The sequence below is a fragment of the Sorangium sp. So ce363 genome (assembly GCF_051520435.1).
In the GTDB taxonomy this organism is placed as follows: Bacteria; Myxococcota_A; Polyangia; order Polyangiales; family Polyangiaceae; genus Sorangium; species Sorangium cellulosum_B.
Genome location: NZ_CP150333.1, coordinates 3,213,555 through 3,231,096, shown reverse-complemented (window position 1 = coordinate 3,231,096; position 17,542 = coordinate 3,213,555). Strand labels below are relative to the sequence as shown.

Annotated in this window: 10 protein-coding genes; 3 read left to right on the top strand and 7 right to left on the bottom strand. The window is 72.8% G+C overall.

Annotated features, from left to right (window positions below; translation table 11 throughout):
- Positions 1-436 precede the first annotated feature (436 nt).
- The 7 genes from WMF12_RS12505 to treY form a co-directional block, all read right to left on the bottom strand.
- A complete protein-coding gene (locus WMF12_RS12505; RefSeq protein ID WP_437871072.1) occupies positions 437-1,051 on the bottom strand; it encodes an HMA2 domain-containing protein in 615 nt (204 codons plus the stop codon).
- Complete coding sequence (locus WMF12_RS12500; protein ID WP_437745864.1) at positions 1,048-1,332, bottom strand: hypothetical protein; 285 nt, start codon at positions 1,330-1,332, stop codon at positions 1,048-1,050. The genes WMF12_RS12505 and WMF12_RS12500 overlap by 4 nt, the downstream gene beginning before the upstream one ends.
- Positions 1,329-4,781, bottom strand: coding sequence for an HAD-IC family P-type ATPase (locus tag WMF12_RS12495; protein ID WP_437871067.1), 3,453 nt, complete (start codon positions 4,779-4,781; stop codon positions 1,329-1,331). The genes WMF12_RS12500 and WMF12_RS12495 overlap by 4 nt, the downstream gene beginning before the upstream one ends.
- Before the next feature lie 183 nt (positions 4,782-4,964).
- The gene (locus WMF12_RS12490) at positions 4,965-7,361 is read right to left on the bottom strand and encodes a PAS domain S-box protein (protein WP_437871066.1); all 2,397 of its coding nucleotides are present in this window, start codon (positions 7,359-7,361) and stop codon (positions 4,965-4,967) included.
- A gap of 238 nt (positions 7,362-7,599) precedes the next feature.
- Positions 7,600-8,409, bottom strand: a complete 810-nt coding sequence (gene tsaA / locus WMF12_RS12485; protein ID WP_437745861.1) for a tRNA (N6-threonylcarbamoyladenosine(37)-N6)-methyltransferase TrmO — start codon at positions 8,407-8,409, stop codon at positions 7,600-7,602.
- Complete coding sequence (treZ, locus tag WMF12_RS12480; protein ID WP_437871064.1) at positions 8,403-10,247, bottom strand: malto-oligosyltrehalose trehalohydrolase; 1,845 nt, start codon at positions 10,245-10,247, stop codon at positions 8,403-8,405. The genes tsaA and treZ overlap by 7 nt, the downstream gene beginning before the upstream one ends.
- Position 10,248: 1 nt before the next feature.
- Positions 10,249-13,431, bottom strand: coding sequence for a malto-oligosyltrehalose synthase (gene treY / locus WMF12_RS12475; RefSeq protein WP_437871062.1), 3,183 nt, complete (start codon positions 13,429-13,431; stop codon positions 10,249-10,251).
- Between the two features lie 707 nt (positions 13,432-14,138).
- Between treY and WMF12_RS12470 the strand changes: the two genes are divergently transcribed.
- The 3 genes from WMF12_RS12470 to sbnB all read left to right on the top strand — a co-directional run bounded on the left by WMF12_RS12470 (position 14,139) and on the right by sbnB (position 17,433).
- Positions 14,139-15,113, top strand: a complete 975-nt coding sequence (locus WMF12_RS12470) for a Gfo/Idh/MocA family protein (RefSeq protein WP_437871060.1) — start codon at positions 14,139-14,141, stop codon at positions 15,111-15,113.
- Positions 15,114-15,283: 170 nt separating this feature from the next.
- Positions 15,284-16,240 carry a 2,3-diaminopropionate biosynthesis protein SbnA gene (sbnA, locus tag WMF12_RS12465; RefSeq protein ID WP_437871057.1) on the top strand — a complete coding sequence of 319 codons (957 nt, stop codon included), beginning with the start codon at positions 15,284-15,286 and terminating at the stop codon, positions 16,238-16,240.
- 185 nt (positions 16,241-16,425) lie between these two features.
- Positions 16,426-17,433, top strand: coding sequence for a 2,3-diaminopropionate biosynthesis protein SbnB (sbnB, locus tag WMF12_RS12460; protein WP_437871056.1), 1,008 nt, complete (start codon positions 16,426-16,428; stop codon positions 17,431-17,433).
- Positions 17,434-17,542: the final 109 nt, after the last annotated feature.

The window sequence follows — 17,542 nt, the reverse complement described above, 5'->3', positions numbered from 1 at the left end:
CGCCGCTTTACGTCGGGGTCGACAGGCGGCGCCACGAGCTCGGAAGCGCGCCGACACGCTCACGCCGCGATCGCAAGGAGATGTCCGAGGCGAGGAGAACGCCGAGAATCCTGGCCCCGCCGGCGGAATGCCCTCGTCCCACGCTCTCCTGCCCTCCGCGCGAGCGCGCGGGGGCATCTCCGCCGAGCGCTGCCCCCGCGCGCCGCGCCGACGGGCCACCTTCGGCCGCGCCCGGAGCGCCCCGACCGGCGGTGCGTCCGCGGAGGGACCATGCCTTTCCACAGCGGTTTCCGCCCACCTCTGCCACGTGCAGAGCGGCGGTCACCCGCACAGAAGACGGGCCCAGATCGGCGTTTTCGGCGCGCAAGCGCACTCCGGTGCGCTGAGCACCGAAAACGCCGAGGTGGGCCCGTATCCGAAGCGGGTGACCGTCGCTCTAGAGATCGTCGCACACTGGGCCCGCCTCGCCAGGCCCCTCGCCCGCGACGCCCGGCTGGCCCTGCGCCCCGCCGCCGCTGTGCAGCTCCTCCGAGATCGCCCCGGGGTTGAACGTCATGAACCACCGGAGCGACCACCAGAGCAGGTTGAACCAGGCCGGCACAGGCAGCCTGCGCGTCGCCCCGACCTCGGCGAGCCCCGCCGCCGCGAAGACGACCGGCAAGATGGTGCCCAGATCCGCGCGGTAATCCATCGCCTCGCGCACATCGGCGTTGATCCCGGCAAATGCGTGCGCGACCGCGCGGGCGACGCGCGTTGGACCAGGATGCCCCTCGGGCCGCGGCGCGCCGAGCGGGTGGCCGTCGTCCTCGCGCGCCCCGTCGACCAGCCCGGCGAGCCGGGCGCGGAGCCGCTCCGGATCGAGCCCGCCCTCGGAGCGCTCGACGATCACCGAGCCCGTCATCGGACGGATCGAGACGACCTCGCAGGCGGGATCGGCCGCGAGCTGCTCCGCGATCCGCTCGCACACCCGACGATGGCCGGCCAGCGCCGGCGCGCGCAGGCGGACGCGCCGCTCCAGGGCGTGGACGACGAGGACCGCCGGCGACGTCATGACGACGGCTCGCCGTGGAGCTCCGAGGCGCCGTTGCTCTTGCGCGCAGCCCGCTCGCCGCGCGCCCCGCCCGCGGCCTTCTGGCGCACCCGCTCGGCGACCTCGGCGAAGAGATCCTCGACGTGCTCCCGCTGGCGCTCGAGCAAGCCGAGGCCCAGCCTGCCCAGGTGGAGCCCGAGCGCCGCGATCTCGACGACCACCGGCCGGAGGTGCTGCTTCTTGCCCATCAGGAGGACGGCCGTGCCGACCCCCAGGGCGAACGACGGTGGATGGAACTTCATGATGCCATGTCTCCCTTGCGCAGCCCGGCGACGCGCGCGGCGCGCACGCCTTGCTTGCGTCTCGCGGCCGCCCCCGCATCGTCGCCTGCGCCCTGGTCCGTTTCCGCTTCCGCTCTCATGTCTGCTGCTTCCGCTTCTGCTGACGCGTCCGATTCCGCTTCTGACCCCGAGCCCGACTCCGACTCCGATTCCGACTCCGAGTCCGACTCCGAGTCCGACTCCGATTCCAATCCCAATTCCGCTTCCGCGCGCCTGCCGTTGACGATCACGATCTCGCGGCCAGCGCTCGCGGAGCGCCCCAGAGGACCGCGGAGCAGCGCGGGCAGCGCGCCCACGGCCACGGCGAGCGCGAGCTCCCCGGCGCGGAGGCGCTGCGCCCCCAGCAGGCGGCCCAGGGACCTGGAGCCGAGCGCGAGCGCCTGGAGCGCGGACGTGGCGGCGAGCGCGCGGGCCACGTGCGGGCTGTCCCGGCGGAGCGCGGCCGCCGCAGCGCCCTCCCCGGCGCCGGCGCGGCAGGCCAGGATGTGGAGCAGCTGCGCGGTCACCAGCGCCGTGAACGCCCTCGTCCCCGCGGTGGCCCGGCCGCCGAGCGCGTACGCCGACAGCGACGCGCCGGACATCGCGGCCGCGTCCACGCCCAGCGCGCGGAGATCGGCCGCGCCGAGCAGCCGCGCCGCAGGGTCGCGCGGGGGGCGCCGCATGACGCCGGCCTCGGCCGGCTCGAGCGCGAGCGCGAGCGCCGGCGCCACGTCGGTGAGCAGGTTGATCCAGAGCAGCTGCAGCGGCGTGAGCGGCGAGGCGCCGCAGAGGGCGCCGACCAGCATCGTGAGGACCTCGCTCGCGTTCGTCGCGACGAAGTAGGCGATCGCCCGGCGGACGTTGTCGTGCAGCCGCCGCCCCTCGCGGACCGCCTCGGTGAGGCTCGGCAGATCGTCCTCGGCGAGGACCACGTCGGCCACGGCCCGCGCGATGTCCGTGCCGCGCTTGCCCATGGCCACGCCGACGTCGGCCGCCTTGAGCGCGGGCCCGTCGTTCACGCCGTCGCCCGTCATCGCCACGATCGCGCCGCCCTGCTGGAGCGCCCGCACGATGTCGAGCTTGGCCTCCGGGGTGACCCGGCTGTGCACGGCGTCCGGCGGGATGCCGAGCTCGACGCCGATCGCGCGCGCGGTCCGCTCCTGGTCGCCCGTGAGCATCAGGGTGCGGATGCCGGCGCCAGAGAGGGCCTCGAGCGCCTCCCGCACGCCGGGGCGCGGCGGGTCGCGGAGGCCGACGAGGCCGGCGAACTCGAGAGGAGCGTCGTTGTCCGGCCGGCCGTTCTGCCGCCACGCGAGCGCGAGCACGCGCAGCCCCCGCGAGGCCATCGCGTCGTTGTGCCGGAGCACCTCGCCGCGCTCGTCGCCGGCCCCCTCGCGCGGAGGCGGCGCGTCGCAGCGCGCGACGACCTGCTCGGGCGCGCCCTTCACGAGCTCGATGTGCCCGAGCTCCGGGTGGTCGTGGACCGTCACCATGAACGCGCGCTCGGCCGAGCGTCGCGCCTCGCTCACGCGCCGCGCCGCGAGGCGCCGCGCCGACACGGGGTAGCCGGCGGCGAGCGCGAACTCCACGAGGGCGCGCTCGGTGCCGCTGCCCTGGACGACCTTGCCCGCCTCGCTCAGCTCGACGTCGGCGTTGAGGGCGGCGATGCGCGCGAGCGCGTGCACGCGCGGGGCGGCGGCGTCGACCTCGCGCCCGTCCTCGCCGATCAGCGCGATCCCGCGCCCAGGCCCCGCGCCGCCGCGGCGCGCGGCGCGCTCCACCCGCAGCGCGCCCTCGCCGGGGAGGAAGATCTCGGCCACCTGCATCCGGTTCTCGGTGAGCGTGCCGGTCTTGTCGGCGCAGACGACGCTCACCGCGCCGAGCGTCTCGGCCGCGGCGAGGCGGCGGATCACGATGCCGGAGCCGCGCAGGCGGCGGCTCGCGAGCGCGAGCGCCGTGGTGCCCACGGTGGGGAACCCTTCGGGGATGGCGGCGACGCCGAGCGCGACGGCGCTCCGCAAGAGCGCGCGGAGCGGCCTCCGGCGCGCGAGGCCGACGACCATCACCGCCGACGAGCTCGCGAGCGCGAAGGTCGCGAGGCGCCGGCCGATCCAGGCGAGCTCCTGCTCGAGCGGCGGGGTGCGCTCGGACTCGCGGGAGAGCGCGCGCTGGATGTCCCCGAGCGCGGTCCACCGGCCCGTCGCGACGACCACCGCCGCCCCCTCGCCCGAGGCGATGGTGGTGCCCGCGTACACCATGCCGCGGCGCTCGGCGAGCGGCGCGCCGCCGTCGACCCTCGCGGCGCACTTCTCGGCGGGCTCGCTCTCGCCGGTCAGCGTGCTCTCGTCGGCGGCGAGGGCGCGCGAGGTCAGGACGCGCGCGTCCGCCGCGACCGGCTCGCCCGCGCGCAGCGCGAGCACGTCGCCCGGCACGATCTCCGACGCGGCGAGCCGCTGCTCGCGCCCGTCGCGCACGACGCGCGCCCACCCGACGCGGAGGTCGCCCCACGCGTGCAGGAGCTCCTCGGCGCGCGACTCCGTGTACGTGCCGATCGCGGCGTTCGCGCCGACGACGAGGAGGACGGCGCCGGCGTCGAGCATGTCGCCGAGCGCGAGCGACACGCCCGCCGCGCCGAGGAGCATCGCCGTGGGCACCGTGAAGATCTGCCCGGCGAGGATCTCGATCGACGAGCGGGTCGCGACGCCGGCGAGCTCGTTCGAGCCGACCGCGCGGAGGCGGCGGCGCGCCTCGGCGGCGGGGAGCCCCTCGCGCGGATCGACGCCGAGCGCGCGGGCGACCTCGCCCGCGTCCTCCGCGTGGGCGCAGAGCGCCACGTCGACGCGGCGGGCGCGCTGGCCTCCGCCCTGCCCGGCCGGCGCGCCCTCACCCTGCCCGGCCGGCGCGCCCTCACCCTGCCCGGCCGGCGCGCCCTCACCCTGCCCGGCCGGCGCGATCTGGCTCCCCCAGGCCCGCGCCTGCCACGCGCGGCGCTCGCCCTCGCCCGCCGCGCCCTCGCGAGGGCGCGCGCAGCGGCGCGCCGCGCGCACGAGCGCGCCCACGCCCTCGGCCATGGCCCGCACGGCGCGGCGCGCGGACGGCGGCGGCGGGGCGCCGGGCACGGCGTAGGCGCCAAGCACGAGCGCGGCCTCGTCGGCCGCGTCCTCCCCCACGCGCACGAGCACCCGCCCGGTGCGCGCGCTCGCCCGCGCGGACACAACGCCGGGGATCGCCGCGAGGTCGCGCTCGATGCGCGCGGCGCGCGCAGCGTCTCCGAAGAGGCCGGCCACCTCCGCGCGCACCCGCGCGATCCCGGCGGGCCCGTGCAGATCGCGCGCAGGCGTGCGATCTGCGCGAGCGCGCCGCCGCGCGCCGCCGCCGCGGCCCCTGCGCCCGCCACGAAGATCGATCCAGCCCGCGCCCCGACGCTCCATGATCCTCCGCGCTGAGGCGGAGGCCTTTTCAAAGGTCGAGCCAGCGCCTGTGTGCGAGCGAGCCACATCGAGCCGCCGGGCCGGCGCGGCGGCGCGCCAGCGCCCTCGTCGCCGTCACGCCCGCGCCCTCGTCGCCGTCACGCCCGCGCCCTCGTTGCCGTCACGCCCGCGCCCTCGTTGCCGTCACGCCCGCGTCGCCACGGAGGCCAGGAGGCTCTGCAGCGAGCCCGGATCGATCGGCTTGACGAAGTGCATATCGAAGCCGGCCTCGCGGACCCGGCGCTGGTCCCGCTCCTGGCCGTAACCCGTCAGCGCGATCATCAGCGACGGGGCGACGTCCGCGCTCTCCTCCAAGGCCTTCAAGGTCCTCGCCACGCCGCAGCCATCCATCCCGCCGGGGAGGCCGATGTCGCACAGGATGACCTCCGGCCGGAACGAGCGGGCCGCTTCCACCCCCGCGGCCCCGGACAGGGCCACCTCGACCTGATGGCCGTTCATCGCGAGGAGCGCCTGCAGCATCTCCGCGGCGTCCTCGTTGTCCTCGATGATCAGGACGCGCAGCGACCTCGCGGCGCCCGCCGAGCTCGAGTCGGCGCGCGGCGACGGCGCGGCGCGCTCCGGGGACGCCTCGGGCCCGCGCGCGAGCGGCAGGCGGAGGACGATCTCCGTCCCGTGGCCGACGCCCGCGCTCTCGGCCGACGCCGTGCCGCCGTGGAGTTCGACAAGACCCTTTACGAGCGCCAGCCCCAGGCCGAGCCCACCCCGGTTGCGGTCGAGGCTGCGCTCGGCCTGGCTGAACGGCTCGAACATGCGCGCCAGCGTCGCCGGCTCCACGCCGATGCCGGTGTCGCGGACGCGGATCACGGCGGAGCCGTCCGGCGTCGCCGACAGCGCGACCGTCACCCGACCGCCGGCGTCGGTGAACTTGTTGGCGTTGTGCAGCACGTTGCTGACCGCCTGCGACAGGCGCGTGGGATCGCCGGAGACCCAGAGCGGCTCGATCGGCAGATCCAGCCGGAGCTCCAGACCGCTCGCTTCCAGCGTGCTGCGGTAGTCCTCCGCGGTCTGTCGGAGCAGCCGGGGCAGGTCGCAGCGCTCCTTCCTCAGCTGGATCCTCCCGCGCGCCACGCGGGACACGTCGAGGAGGTCGTCCACCAGCCGGGCCATGTGCGCGACCTGCCGCTCGATCACACCGCACGCCCGCAGGAGCGAAGGCTCCTCGATCCCGGTGCTCCGCAGGATCTCCACCGCATTGCGGATGGGCCCGAGCGGATTGCGCAGCTCGTGCGCCAGCATCGCCAGGAAAGCATCTTTGCGCTGGTCCGCTTCCCTCAGCGTCGCCTCCCAGGCGTCGCCGGCCCGCTTCCGCTCGGTGATGTCGTAGGCGATGGTGACCAGAAGCCGCCGGCCTGCCGCGTCCCTCCCCAGCCGAGCGGAGCTGAAGACCCACGTGCGCTCGGCGCCGCTCGCCGTGGTGAGGGTGAGCTCGTTCTCGCCCAAGGCCCCCTCCCGATCGAACAGCGACGCCACCCGGGCGGCGATGGCAGCGCTCATCGACCCGTACGCCCTGTCGAGCCACGCCGTCACCGTGGGGATCTGCTCGCGGGTGTAGCCGCTGATGTCCGTCCACGCGCTGTTGACGCAGACGACGTGCCCGTCCTCGGCGTAGATCATGATGGGGAACGAGGTCGCCATGATGGCGCGGCGCAGCCCCTCCTCCCGCTCCTGTAGCTGGAGCTCCGCCTCCTTGCGCTCGGTGATGTCGATGATCGAGCCGACATAGCCGAGGAACTCGCCGCCCGGGCCGAGCCGCGGAGCGGCCGAGTCGATGCACCAGCGGTACACGCCGTCGCGGCGGCGCACGCGGAAATCGATCCTGTAGTCCTCGCGCCGCTCGTTGGCCCGCAGGAACGCCTCCATGGCCGCCGAGCGGTCCTCGGGGTGCACCGCCTCGATCCAGCCGAAGCCCAGGGCGGCCGCCTCGGTCTGGCCCGAGAAGTCCAGCCAGCCCCGGCTCGCGTATGTGCAGCCGCCGTCGGCGCCGGTGACCCAGATCATGACGGGCGCGTGATCGGCCATGTTGCGGAAGCGCGCCTCGCTGTCGCGCAGGGCCTCCTCGGCGCGCCGCTGGGCGGTGATCTCGCGCCCGGTCTCCAGGACAATCCGCCGGCGCTCCGCCCCTTCCACGAGCCGCAGGCGGCTCTCGACGAGGATCTCCCGGCCGTCGCGGGTCGTGCGCCGGATCTCGCCGTCCCAGAGGCCGTCGCGCAGGAGCGCCGCCTCGATCTGCGCGAGCGGCGCCGGCAGGGCGGTGCGCAGGAGATCGTGGCTCGACCGCCCCAGGGCGTCGCGCGCCGGGAAGCCGTAGAGCTGCTCCGCCCCGGCGCCGAAGTACACGATGGCGCTCGCGCCGCCGAGCTCCCACGCGAGGGCCGCCTCGCCGAGCCGATCCAGGAGGGCCGCCTTCAGCTGCAGCTCCCCCGCGACCTGCCCCCTGCCGCTGCGGCCGTCCGCCGGCGAGGCCGCGTACGGGACCGGCGAGGGGGCGCAGAGGAGGGGGCGCACCGCCTGGTCAGCCAACCCGCAGCAACGCTCCGACCGCACCGTCAGCAGGCGTCTCCGTCGAGCGCGCCGGCTCGAAACCCAGGCCAGATGTCCCCGATGAACACACTCAGCATTTGTCCGCCTCGAGCGCATGCTGCAAGCGGCGCGAGCGTGAATCGTCACGCGAGATCCGAGGAATACCAGGCGATCTGCGCGTACCTGGCGAGCGCGAGCAGGCGGCGCGCTGGTCGCTCGCCGGCCGCTAGCCGCGCTGCTAGCCGCGGCCGAACCGCTCCACGAACCGCCGGTGCGCCTCGAGATCGGGGCCCTCGCCGCCGACGAGCTCCTTCTCGCGGTAGCCCGTCGCCACCGACAGCACGTCGATCCGCCGCCCCTCGGCCCTGAACCGCACCCGCCACGACGTCACGGCGAGGCGCATCGCGTCCCCGTCGGCGCGGATCCGGCGGTAGGGGTGCGGCTGCGGGCCGAGCGCGAGCACACGGTCCACGCGCTCCCGCAGCGCGAAGCCGTGCGCCTCCTCGATCCACGCGGCCTGCTCGGCGGCGCGCGCGCCCCACGCGACCTCGAAGCCGGGCTCGGGGTCGACCGGCGCCCCCCCGCCCGGCTCCTCCGCGAGAGGCGTGAGCCAGCCGGTGCGCGCGTGCGGGTGGGCGTCCGCGTACGGCACGTAGGGCTTGAGATCGAGCACCGGCGTGCCGTCGATCATGTCCACGCCGCCGACGCGCAGGGTGAGCCCGTCCACCGCGAGGAGCCTCACCGCGCTGAGGCCGATGGGGTTCGGGCGGTGCGGCGAGCGCGTCGACAGCACGCCGCGCCGCTTGCCGGCGCTCCGCGGGGGCAGCACCTTCGGGCGCCATCCCTCGTTGAGGTGGAACCAGAAGACCACCCAGAGGTAGTCCCACCCCTCGATGTCCGAGAGCGCGTGCTCCAGCCCGAGGCCCGGCACGAGCTCGATGGTCCCCTCCGCGCTGCCCGCCGCGTGGGGCTGCCGCGGCGCGCTCACCTTGTCGGAGAACGGCGTGCGCACCACGCCGATGGGCGTGAACGTGACGGGCTTCAGCATCGCGCCCCGGAGGCGTCGGGCACCTCGACGATCAGGACCGCCGGCCCCTCGATCTCCACCCAGCCGCGCTCGATCGGGGGCCGCCGCGCCGCGCCGCCGAACCGCGGCTCCTCGCTGAACGCGAGCGCCCGCGCCTCGGGGCGGCCGAGGTCGAGCGAGAGCGCGCCCCGGAGCGCGCAGAGCGCGATCACGGCGGCCCCGCCGCCGCGGCGCTCGATGCAGATCGCGTCCGGCGAGAGCGCGTCGGCCGAGAAGGCGCCGCGCGCGCGGCTGCGCAGCGCGGGGTGCGAGGCGCGGAGGCGGAGGAGCTCGCGGTACCACGCGAGCACGCCGGCGTGCTCGGGCCGCTGCCGCTCGGCGTGGTCGAGCTTCGAGCGCTGGAACGTCCGCGGATCCTGCGGATCCGGCACCTCCGCGCCCGCGAACGCCGCGAAGTACTGGAACTCGCGCCGGCGGCCCTCGGTCACGAGCCGGCCGAGCTCGGCCTCGTGATCGGTGAAGTACTGGAACGGCGTCCGCGCGTTCCACTCCTGGCCCATGAACAGCAGCGGCGTGTACGGCGTGAGCAGGAGCAGCGCCGACATCGTCCGGAAGGCCGCCGGGCTCACCTTGTTCCCGAGCCGATCGCCGACGGCGCGGTTGCCGATCTGATCGTGGTTCTGGATGCAGTGGACGAAGCGCGGCGGCGGCACCGGATCCGCGGGCGTGCCCCGCGGCTTGCCCGTGTGCTTCGAGATCTGCCCCTCGTAGAGCCACCCCTTGCGGATCGTCGCCGCGATGTCCTCCGCGGTGCCCGTGTGATCCTCGAAGTAGCCGTCGCGATCCCCGGCGAACAGGACGCGCAGCTCGTGGTGGAAGTCGTCGGACCACACCGCGTCGAGGCCGTACCCGCCCTGCTCGACGGGCGTCACGAGGCGCGCGTCGTTGTGGCTGTCCTCGGCGATCACGAGGACGCGCCGCCCCTCGCCGGCCGCCCGCGCGCGCTCGCCGATCTCCCGGAGGATGTGGGGCTCGGAGTCGTCGACGATCGCGTGGGTCGCGTCGAGGCGGAGGCCGTCGATGTGGAAGTCGCGGATCCACATCTCGACGTTCTCTAGGACGAGCGCGCGGACCTGCTCGGCGCCCGCGCCGTCGTAGTTCACCGCGTCGCCCCAGGGCGTCTCGTGCCGATCGGTGAAGTAGCGCCCCGCGTAGGCGCGGAGGTAGTTCCCGTCGGGGCCGAAGTGGTTGTAGACGCAGTCGAGGATCACGCCGATCCCCGCGGCGTGGGCCGCGTCGACCAGGCGGCGCAGGCCCGCCGGGCCGCCGTAGGCCGCGAGCGGCGCGAAGAGGTCGACCCCGTCGTACCCCCACCCGCGCTCGCCCGGGAAGCTCGCGACCGGCATGAGCTCGATCGCCGTGATCCCGAGCTCCCGGAGCTCGGCGAGCCGCCCGATGAGCGCGTCGAACGTGCCCTCCGGCGTCGCCGCGCCGACGTGGACCTCGTAGAGGACGAGATCCTCGAGCGCGACGCCCCGCCACCCCGCGTCGGTCCACGCGAACGAGGGGTCAAAGACCGCCGACGGGCCGTGGACCCCGAGCGGCTGCGCGCGGGAGTACGGGTCCGGGAACGGCCCCTCGCCGTCGATCCGCACCTTGTAGAGCGCGCCGGCCCCGAGGCCCGGCGCCGTCGCCTCGAAGTAGCCGCCGCCGGTCGGGGCCGCAGGCAGCGCGCCCGTGACCTCCTGGCCGTCGGCCCCGTAGGTGACGATCTCGATCCGATCGTGGTCGGGCGCCCAGACGCGGAAGCGGACCGCGCCGCCCTCGAGCCACGCGCCCATCGTGCGCATCGCCTTCATGTCACTGGCCTCGCTGCGCCGCCCGCAGGAGCAGGGCGACGGGGAAATCGGAGAGCACCCGGTCGAGCGGGAGCGACGCGCCGTCGCCCGGCTCGGCCGCGTCGCGCGGCGGAGCGGCGGACGGCGACGCCTCGAGCTCGGCGCCGGTGAAGAGATCCGTGTAGAGGCCGGGCTCCACGTCGACCGAGGTGCCGGCCCACGCCGCGCCGATCGGCGGGGAGCAGGCGCCGCCGAGCAGCCGCGCGCTGAACCGGGGCGCGACGACGACGATCGAGCGCCCGTCCGGCGCGCGGCGCGCGAAGGAGACGACGTGGGCCTCGCGCTCGCCGATCACGGCGCGCGGCACATAGCCCCCGTCGGCCCCGAAGAGCGCCGGGTGGCGCCGGCGCAGCTCGAGCGCGACGTGCGTGACGAACAGCTTGACGCGGCCGTCGCGCGCCTCGGCGCAGAGCTCGCGCGCGAGCGCGCGGCCCCCGCCGCTCGACCGCCAGCGCGCGCGGATCTCCGCGAGCGCCCGCTCGCGCACGGCGTAGTCGACCGGGCGGCGGTTGTCCGGGTCGACGAGGCTGAAGTCCCACACCTCGTTGCCCTGGTAGATGTCGGGCACGCCCGGCGAGGTGAGCTTCAGGAGCGTCTGCGAGAGCGAGCCCCACATGCCGTGGTACGCGACCACGCGCGCGAGCGGCAGGAGCGCCCCCACGACCTCCGCGGACGAGAGCGCCTTGCGGACGAACGCCTCGACGGCGGCGTCGTACTCGGGCTGCGCGTCGATCCAGGACGTGTTGACCTTCGCCTCCTTCGTGGCCTTGCGCATGTAGTCCACGAGGCGGTCGGCGTACGCCGAGAGCGCGTCGCCCTCGGGCGCGCGCCGGTCGTCGGCAGCGCCGAGCAGCGGCTCGATCGGCAGGCTGCCGAGGAGGGTCTGGTAGAAGAGGTACTCCTCGTTGCTGTCCGGCGCGAGGCGGCCCTCGATCTCGGCCTTGAGCGGCGCGGCGGCGGCGGCGGCGCGGTGGAGCGCCTCCTCCCAGGCCGACGGCAGCTCCGAGAGCACGCTGATGCGCGCCCGCACGTCCTCGCTCCGCTTCGTGTCGTGCGTCGACGTCGCGAGCATCGAGTACGGCCACGCCCTGTGCCGCTGCACGTTGCCGCGGTGGAACGCGAGGACGCTCGATCCGTACCGCTCGGGCTCGCCCCCGACCTCGTTCAGCGACACGAGCCGGTTGTAGATGTAGAACGACGTGTCCTCGAGCCCCTTGGCCATCACCGGCCCGGTGAGCTGCTGGAACTTCATCACGAAGTCGCAGAAGAGGTGCCTGTCCTCGTCAGGGAAGAGATCCGTGCCGTCGAGCATGAGGACCGAGCGCACGAACGTGAAGATGGAGCCCTCCATCGTCGGGTTCTGCCGGCGCGCGAGGGCGACGGCGCGGCCGATGGCGACGCGGTCGTGATCGGAGATCGCCGGCGTCCGATCGTTGATGTAGGTGCGGTAGACCGGGAAGCACGCGATGACCTCGCGCAGCGCCTCGTTGAGCGAGCCCAGGGTGAAGTCGCGGAAGCGGCGGTCGCGCTCGGTGAGCCGGTTCAGGGCGTGGGTGAGCACGTTGAGCTCGCTCGCCAGGGCCGTCCGGAGGATCACCTTCTTCTTCTCGTAGACGAGCGCCTCGAACGGCATGTGCTCGCCGATGAACCGCTCGTAGATCGCGGTCATCTGCCCCTCGCTCGAGGCGTCGACGAAGAGGTCGCCCACCGAACCGGTGAAGTCGTAGCCGCTCGTCCCGTGGACGGGCCAGGCCTCGGGCAGCGTCTCGCCGCGCGCGAGGATCTTCTCGACGACGACGTAGAGCGGCCGCGTGTTCAGCGAGCCGCGCGCGGCGCGCTCCGAGATGGCCGCGCGGAGGGCCGGCTCCAGCCGGGCGAAGCGGGCTTCGGGGCGGCGGCGCGGGTCGAGGAAGCTCTTCTGCTCGGGCTCGTCCGAGGCCTCGGCGAGGAAGCGTCGCCGGCAGCGCTCGATCAGGTAGCCCTGCTGCAGCTCGTCGAAGTAGCCGATCGGGTCCCAGAGGCCGTCGGGGTGGTCGATGCGCAGCCCCGTGACCTGACCCCGCTCGCAGAGCTCGAAGACGAGGCGGTGCGCCTCGGCGAACACCGGCCGGTGCTCCATCCGGATCGCGGCGAGGTCGTTGATGTCGAAGAACCGGCGGTAGTTGATCTCCTCGGCGGCGGTGCGCCAGAAGCTGAGGCGGTAGGCCTGCTCCTCGAGCAGCGCCTCGATCGGGTCGAAGCTCCGCGGATCGCCCGCCTTGCCGTTGATGCGCAGGACGCCCTCGGCCACCGCCGCCGCGATGTCGGGCGAGTCCGCGACGAGCGACGCGAGCCGCCGCCTGAGGATCTCCTTCTCCCGACGCCGCTCGATCACCTTGGCCCGCTGCGTCTCGGTCCGCGGCGGCATGTTGCGGAGCCCGGTCAGGATGCTCTGCAGCTCGAGGAGCGCGTCGTGCTCCTCGCCGAGCGCGGCGACGAGCCCGGACACGAGCGGCCCGATGATCATGCTGTACGTCCGCGGGTTCACCGGGAAGACGTGATCGAAGTACCGCAGGACGAACGCGCCGTTGTCGAACTCGATCTTGAGCTCGCCGCGCTCGAGCACGCGCCCGAAGTGGTCGCCGAGCACGGGGAGCAGCACCTTGTGCCTGAGCTCCGTCTTGAGCGGCGCCCAGTCGATGTCGAAGAACGGCGCGTAGAGCGAGCTCGGGCCGTTCTGGAGGACGTCGTTCCACCAGGCGTTGTCGGAGGTGCCGATGCCCATGTGGTTGGGGACGAAGTCGAGCAGGAGGCCCATGCCGCGCGCCGCGAGCTCGCCGGTGAGCCGGTCGAGGTCGGCGCGCTCGCCGATCTCGGGGTTGAGCGCGTTGTGGTCGACGAGGTCGTAGCCGTGCATGCTCTCTGGCCGCGCCTTGAAGAACGGCGACGAGTAGAGATCGCTGACGCCGAGGGCGTCGAGGTAGGCGACGACGCGCCGCGCCTGCTCGAAGGTAAAGTCCTTGTTGAGCTGCACGCGGTAGGTGGCGCGCGGCAGCCGAGGCGCCACGCCCTCGCACGCCGCGCCGGCGAGCCGCGCTGCCATCACCTGCAGGCCAGCGCCGTCCGCATGGCCGCCCGTCTGCTGTTCGTCCGACGTTCCGGTCATCCCTCGGTTGCCTCCGGCGGCAGAATCTACTGCGAACGAAGCGATGAGCATCCGCGGATCTGCGCAGCTCGCGCGGCTCCTGTCGTTTCGGCGTGCGGCACGAAGGAATGGCCTGATGCGCCTAGGGGGAACGCAGCAGCGATGAGGCTGGCGCCATGGATCACGCCGGGGTCATGCGCAGCTGCGGAGGACGGGTGACGGGCTCAGCCGCCATCGAAGGCACGCCGGGCTCAGCCGTCGTCGAAACGACGCGCCGCGAGGAGCCTGCAAAGCGCCGTTCAGGTTGCCCTGCTGCGAGTTTCGCACGTTCGACTCGAGAGAAGCTTTCCTGCGAAGAGCGCGCTCGCACATCAAAGGCATCTGCGAACAGGCGCGCCGACACGAGCAGAGAACGTAAATTTCAATGTACGTAGGAGGGAGGTCCCCGCCGCGCGCTCGTCTGCGTGGTTCCTGACCTCTGGAGCGTTCGGCTTCCTGTTGCATTCCCGATCATCGCCGGCGCCAGCCAGGCATTCTGGCAACGCGTCGTTCCACCCGAACCGGACGATGCGGATGCGCGGCGCACCCCGCATGACGTTCGCATGACATTCATCGTGCGGCATGACGGGACGCGAGGATCGAAGACGCGTGGGTCACGCTTGCTTTGTGAGGCGGCTCCGTAGTATACCCCACCGGCGTCCGTCGAAATTCAGGATGGACGGCTGAGTATGCGCAAGATCGGCGTTGGAATCATCGGCTTCGGCACGATCGGCGAGCGGATCGCTCGCCTCCTCGCGCAGCGCCCTGATTTCCAGGTCGTCGCTGCGTGGGACCCATCCGCCGAGGCGACTCAGCGCATCGAGGCGTTCGACCGGGCTTGCCGGCGGAGGACCGCCGAGGAGGTGGTCGCTACTCCGGTTGAACTTATCTACATCGCCTCGCCGCCGGCGACCCACCTCGAGCACCTGCGCCTCGCCGCAGGGGCGGGCAAGGCCATCCTGTGCGAGAAGCCGCTCGCGGTCGACGTCGAAGCTGCAGCGGCGACCGTGGATCGGCTCGAGCGGGCCGGCGTGCGCGCCGCCGTCAACTTCGGCTTCGCCGTCTCGCCGCCGGTGCAGGCGCTCGGGGACGCGCTGCGCGCCGGGCGCATCGGCGAGGTGCGGCAGGCGCGCATCGACGCCTCGTTTCGGGTGTGGCCCCGACCGTGGCAGCCCGCCAGCGGCTGGCTCGCCGGCCGGCAGGAGGGCGGCTTTGTCCGCGAGGTGCTGTCGCATTTCGTGTTCCTGGCGCAGCGCCTGCTCGGGACGCTGCGCGTCGAGCGCTCGCGCGTCGATTTCCCGGCGGACGGCATCGGGTCGGAGACAGCGATTCAGGCCCGGCTGACCGCGGGGGCCATTCCCCTCGAGGTGAGCGCCTGCGTGGGCGGAGAGGAGGACGACTTCAACGCCTTCACCCTGATCGGCGAGCGTGGGGCGGGCCGCACCCACCACTGGTACAACGCCGAGATCCAGGACGGCGCGAGCTGGGTCGATCTCTGCCCCGCGACGCCGGAGCAGGCCCTCGCGCGCAACCGGACGGCGCTGCTCGACCATCTCGCGGCGATGATTCAGGGCGGCTCGCACACCCTCGCCAGCTTGCGTGAAGCGCTCTCGGTCCAGAGCTGTATCGAGCGCCTCCTCGCTGGTGGGGCGACGGGCCTGTAATTCGAAGCCGTCCCTCGTCGTCAGTCGCGATCAGTTTTCATCAGTCACCGTCAGTCTCCGTCAATCACCGTCAAATACAGTCATTCGCCGCCCGTTCAGCCAGCGGAACGGAGCTCGCTCAGGTCGCCCCGTGGAATGGACTTCACGTTAGCTCACGAGAGTGGTCTCCCATGGCTGAAAAACTCTTGACGAAGGTCACCTCGCTCCTGGGGACCCTTCGAGAAACGACCGTGCTCCCCCTCGAGTGCGATGGGGTCAAGCTCTTCGCCAAGCTCGAGGGGCACAACGCGGTAGGGAGCTTGAAGGATCGTCCCGCGCTCTGGATCCTCCACCAGGCGATCAAGCGGGGTGAGATCCACGACAAGACCGTCCTCATCGAGTCCTCCTCGGGGAACTTCGCCGTCGCGCTCGCGTTCTACGCGCGCCAGCTCGGCCTCGAGTTCATCCCGGTGATCGATCCAAACACCACGGAGGCCTACGAGTCCCTCTTGCGAAGGCTCTGCCCGAACGTCGTCAAGGTGACCGAGCCGGACGACATGGGCGGCTTCTTGAAGGCGCGGCTCCAGAAGCTCCGGGAGCTGCGGGAGAGCATCGCCGATTCGTACTGGACCAACCAGTACGGCAACATGGACGCTGTCGGGGCCCACTACCGCTTCACGGGCGAGGAGATCTGCTCGGCCTTCTCCGAGCTTCACTACGTCTTCGTGGGCGTGAGCACAGGAGCGACGATCGCCGGCATTTCCCGGCGAGTGAAGGAGGCGTTCCCGAACGCACGTATCATCGCCGTCGACGCGCAGGGCTCGGTCATCTTCGGGGGCGCTCCAGGGCCGCGGCACATCGCCGGCATCGGCGCCAGCGTCCGATCCAAGCTGGTCGACGAGGCGAAGATCGACGACGTCGTCCTCGTCTCGGAGGTCGAGACCGTGCGCGCCTGCCGCGAGCTCCTCACGCGGCATGGGCTGCTCGTCGGGGGCTCGTCCGGCTCGTGCTACGCCGCGGTGAAGAAGCTCCTCCCGAGGATGCGCTCCACGAGCCCCCCATCGGTGCTGTTCGTCTGCGCTGACCGCGGCATCTCGTACGCGGACACCATCTTCAATGACGCCTGGGCGTCCAGGCTCGGCGCCTAAGGAACGCATCCCGGAGGATCTGGTCCAAGGGGATCTCCTGGCGCGCCTCGTGGCGAGCGAGGCAGAGCGGAGCCCGGGCGGCCGACCACCATCTTTCAACCCATGTCTCTGACCGGCGATCGCGCTGCCTCGGAGGAGCGACGCCAGGCTCGGGGCCAGCGTGAGACAACGGAGATCGCATCAAAATGGATTTCTCGATCATTACGGGCAAGGTGATCCACGAGATCATCCATGCCGACATCCCCGCCTGCGTGGAGCGCGTCAAGAGCGCCTACCTGATGCACGAGGACGGGCAGACAGTGAACCCGGACAGCTATTTCCTGCGGTTCCCGGAGCAGCCGAAGAATCGCATCATCGCGCTGCCCGCGTTCCTCGGGGGAGACGTCGGCGTCTCGGGCATCAAGTGGATCGCGAGCTACCCCGACAACATTCGCCGCGGGATCCCGCGGGCCTCGGCCGCGCTCCTCCTGAACAGCTACGAGACGGGCTACCCCTTCGCCTGCCTCGAGAGCTCGATCATCTCCGCCGCCCGCACGGCCGGCTCGGCGGCGCTGGCGGCCGAGTGGATGAACGGCGGCAAGCGCGCGGTGAGCAGGCTGAGCATCATCGGCAACGGCCTCATCGCGAGGTACATCTACGCCTTCCTCCTCGCGCTCGGCTGGGAGATCGGGTCGGTGCTGCTGCACGATCTGGATAAGGCGGAGTCGCAGCGGTTCGCGACCCAGGTGTGCAAGCCGGATCGCCACGGCGCGATCGACTGCGTTTCAAGCTTCGAGGCCGCGATCACGGGCAGCGATCTCATCGTCCTCGCCACGGTCGCGGGCGAGCCCTACATCCTGGATCCGGCGCTGTTCGCGCATAACCCGCTGGTGCTCAACATCTCTCTCCGAGATCTCGCGCCGGAGATCCTGCTCGGGTCCTACAACATCGTGGATGACGTCGAGCACGTGATGAAGGCGAACACGTCGCCGCACCTCGCGGAGAGGCTGAGCGGCGGCCGGAGCTTCGTGACCGGGACCCTCGCCCAGCTCATGCGCGGCGAGCGCCGGATCGGCCGCGACAAGCCGGCGATCTTCTCGCCCTTCGGGCTCGGGGTGCTCGACCTCGCGGTCGGCCGATGGGTCTACGACGTCGCGAGCGCGCGAGGCCAGCGCGTCGTGGTCGACGATTTTTTCTTCGAGATGGCGCGCTGAGGCAAGTGAACCGTGCGCGAACCGCGCGCCTCGCGTGGCGCGTCCGTCCGGTGGCGGCGGCGATCAGGAAGCTCGATGTCGCCGGCGTGACCATGCCGTCTGTAACAGA

Bases quoted from the DNA above. Each gene is read 5' to 3' on its own strand.
- WMF12_RS12470 (WP_437871060.1), top strand. From the start codon at position 14,139: ATGCGCAAGATCGGCGTTGGAATCATCGGCTTCGGCACGATCGGCGAG.
- WMF12_RS12495 (WP_437871067.1), bottom strand. From the start codon at position 4,781: ATGGAGCGTCGGGGCGCGGGCTGGATCGATCTTCGTGGCGGGCGCAGG.
- treY (WP_437871062.1), bottom strand. From the start codon at position 13,431: ATGACCGGAACGTCGGACGAACAGCAGACGGGCGGCCATGCGGACGGC.
- WMF12_RS12505 (WP_437871072.1), bottom strand. From the start codon at position 1,051: ATGACGTCGCCGGCGGTCCTCGTCGTCCACGCCCTGGAGCGGCGCGTC.
- WMF12_RS12500 (WP_437745864.1), bottom strand. From the start codon at position 1,332: ATGAAGTTCCATCCACCGTCGTTCGCCCTGGGGGTCGGCACGGCCGTC.
- tsaA (WP_437745861.1), bottom strand. From the start codon at position 8,409: ATGCTGAAGCCCGTCACGTTCACGCCCATCGGCGTGGTGCGCACGCCG.
- treZ (WP_437871064.1), bottom strand. From the start codon at position 10,247: ATGAAGGCGATGCGCACGATGGGCGCGTGGCTCGAGGGCGGCGCGGTC.
- sbnA (WP_437871057.1), top strand. From the start codon at position 15,284: ATGGCTGAAAAACTCTTGACGAAGGTCACCTCGCTCCTGGGGACCCTT.
- sbnB (WP_437871056.1), top strand. From the start codon at position 16,426: ATGGATTTCTCGATCATTACGGGCAAGGTGATCCACGAGATCATCCAT.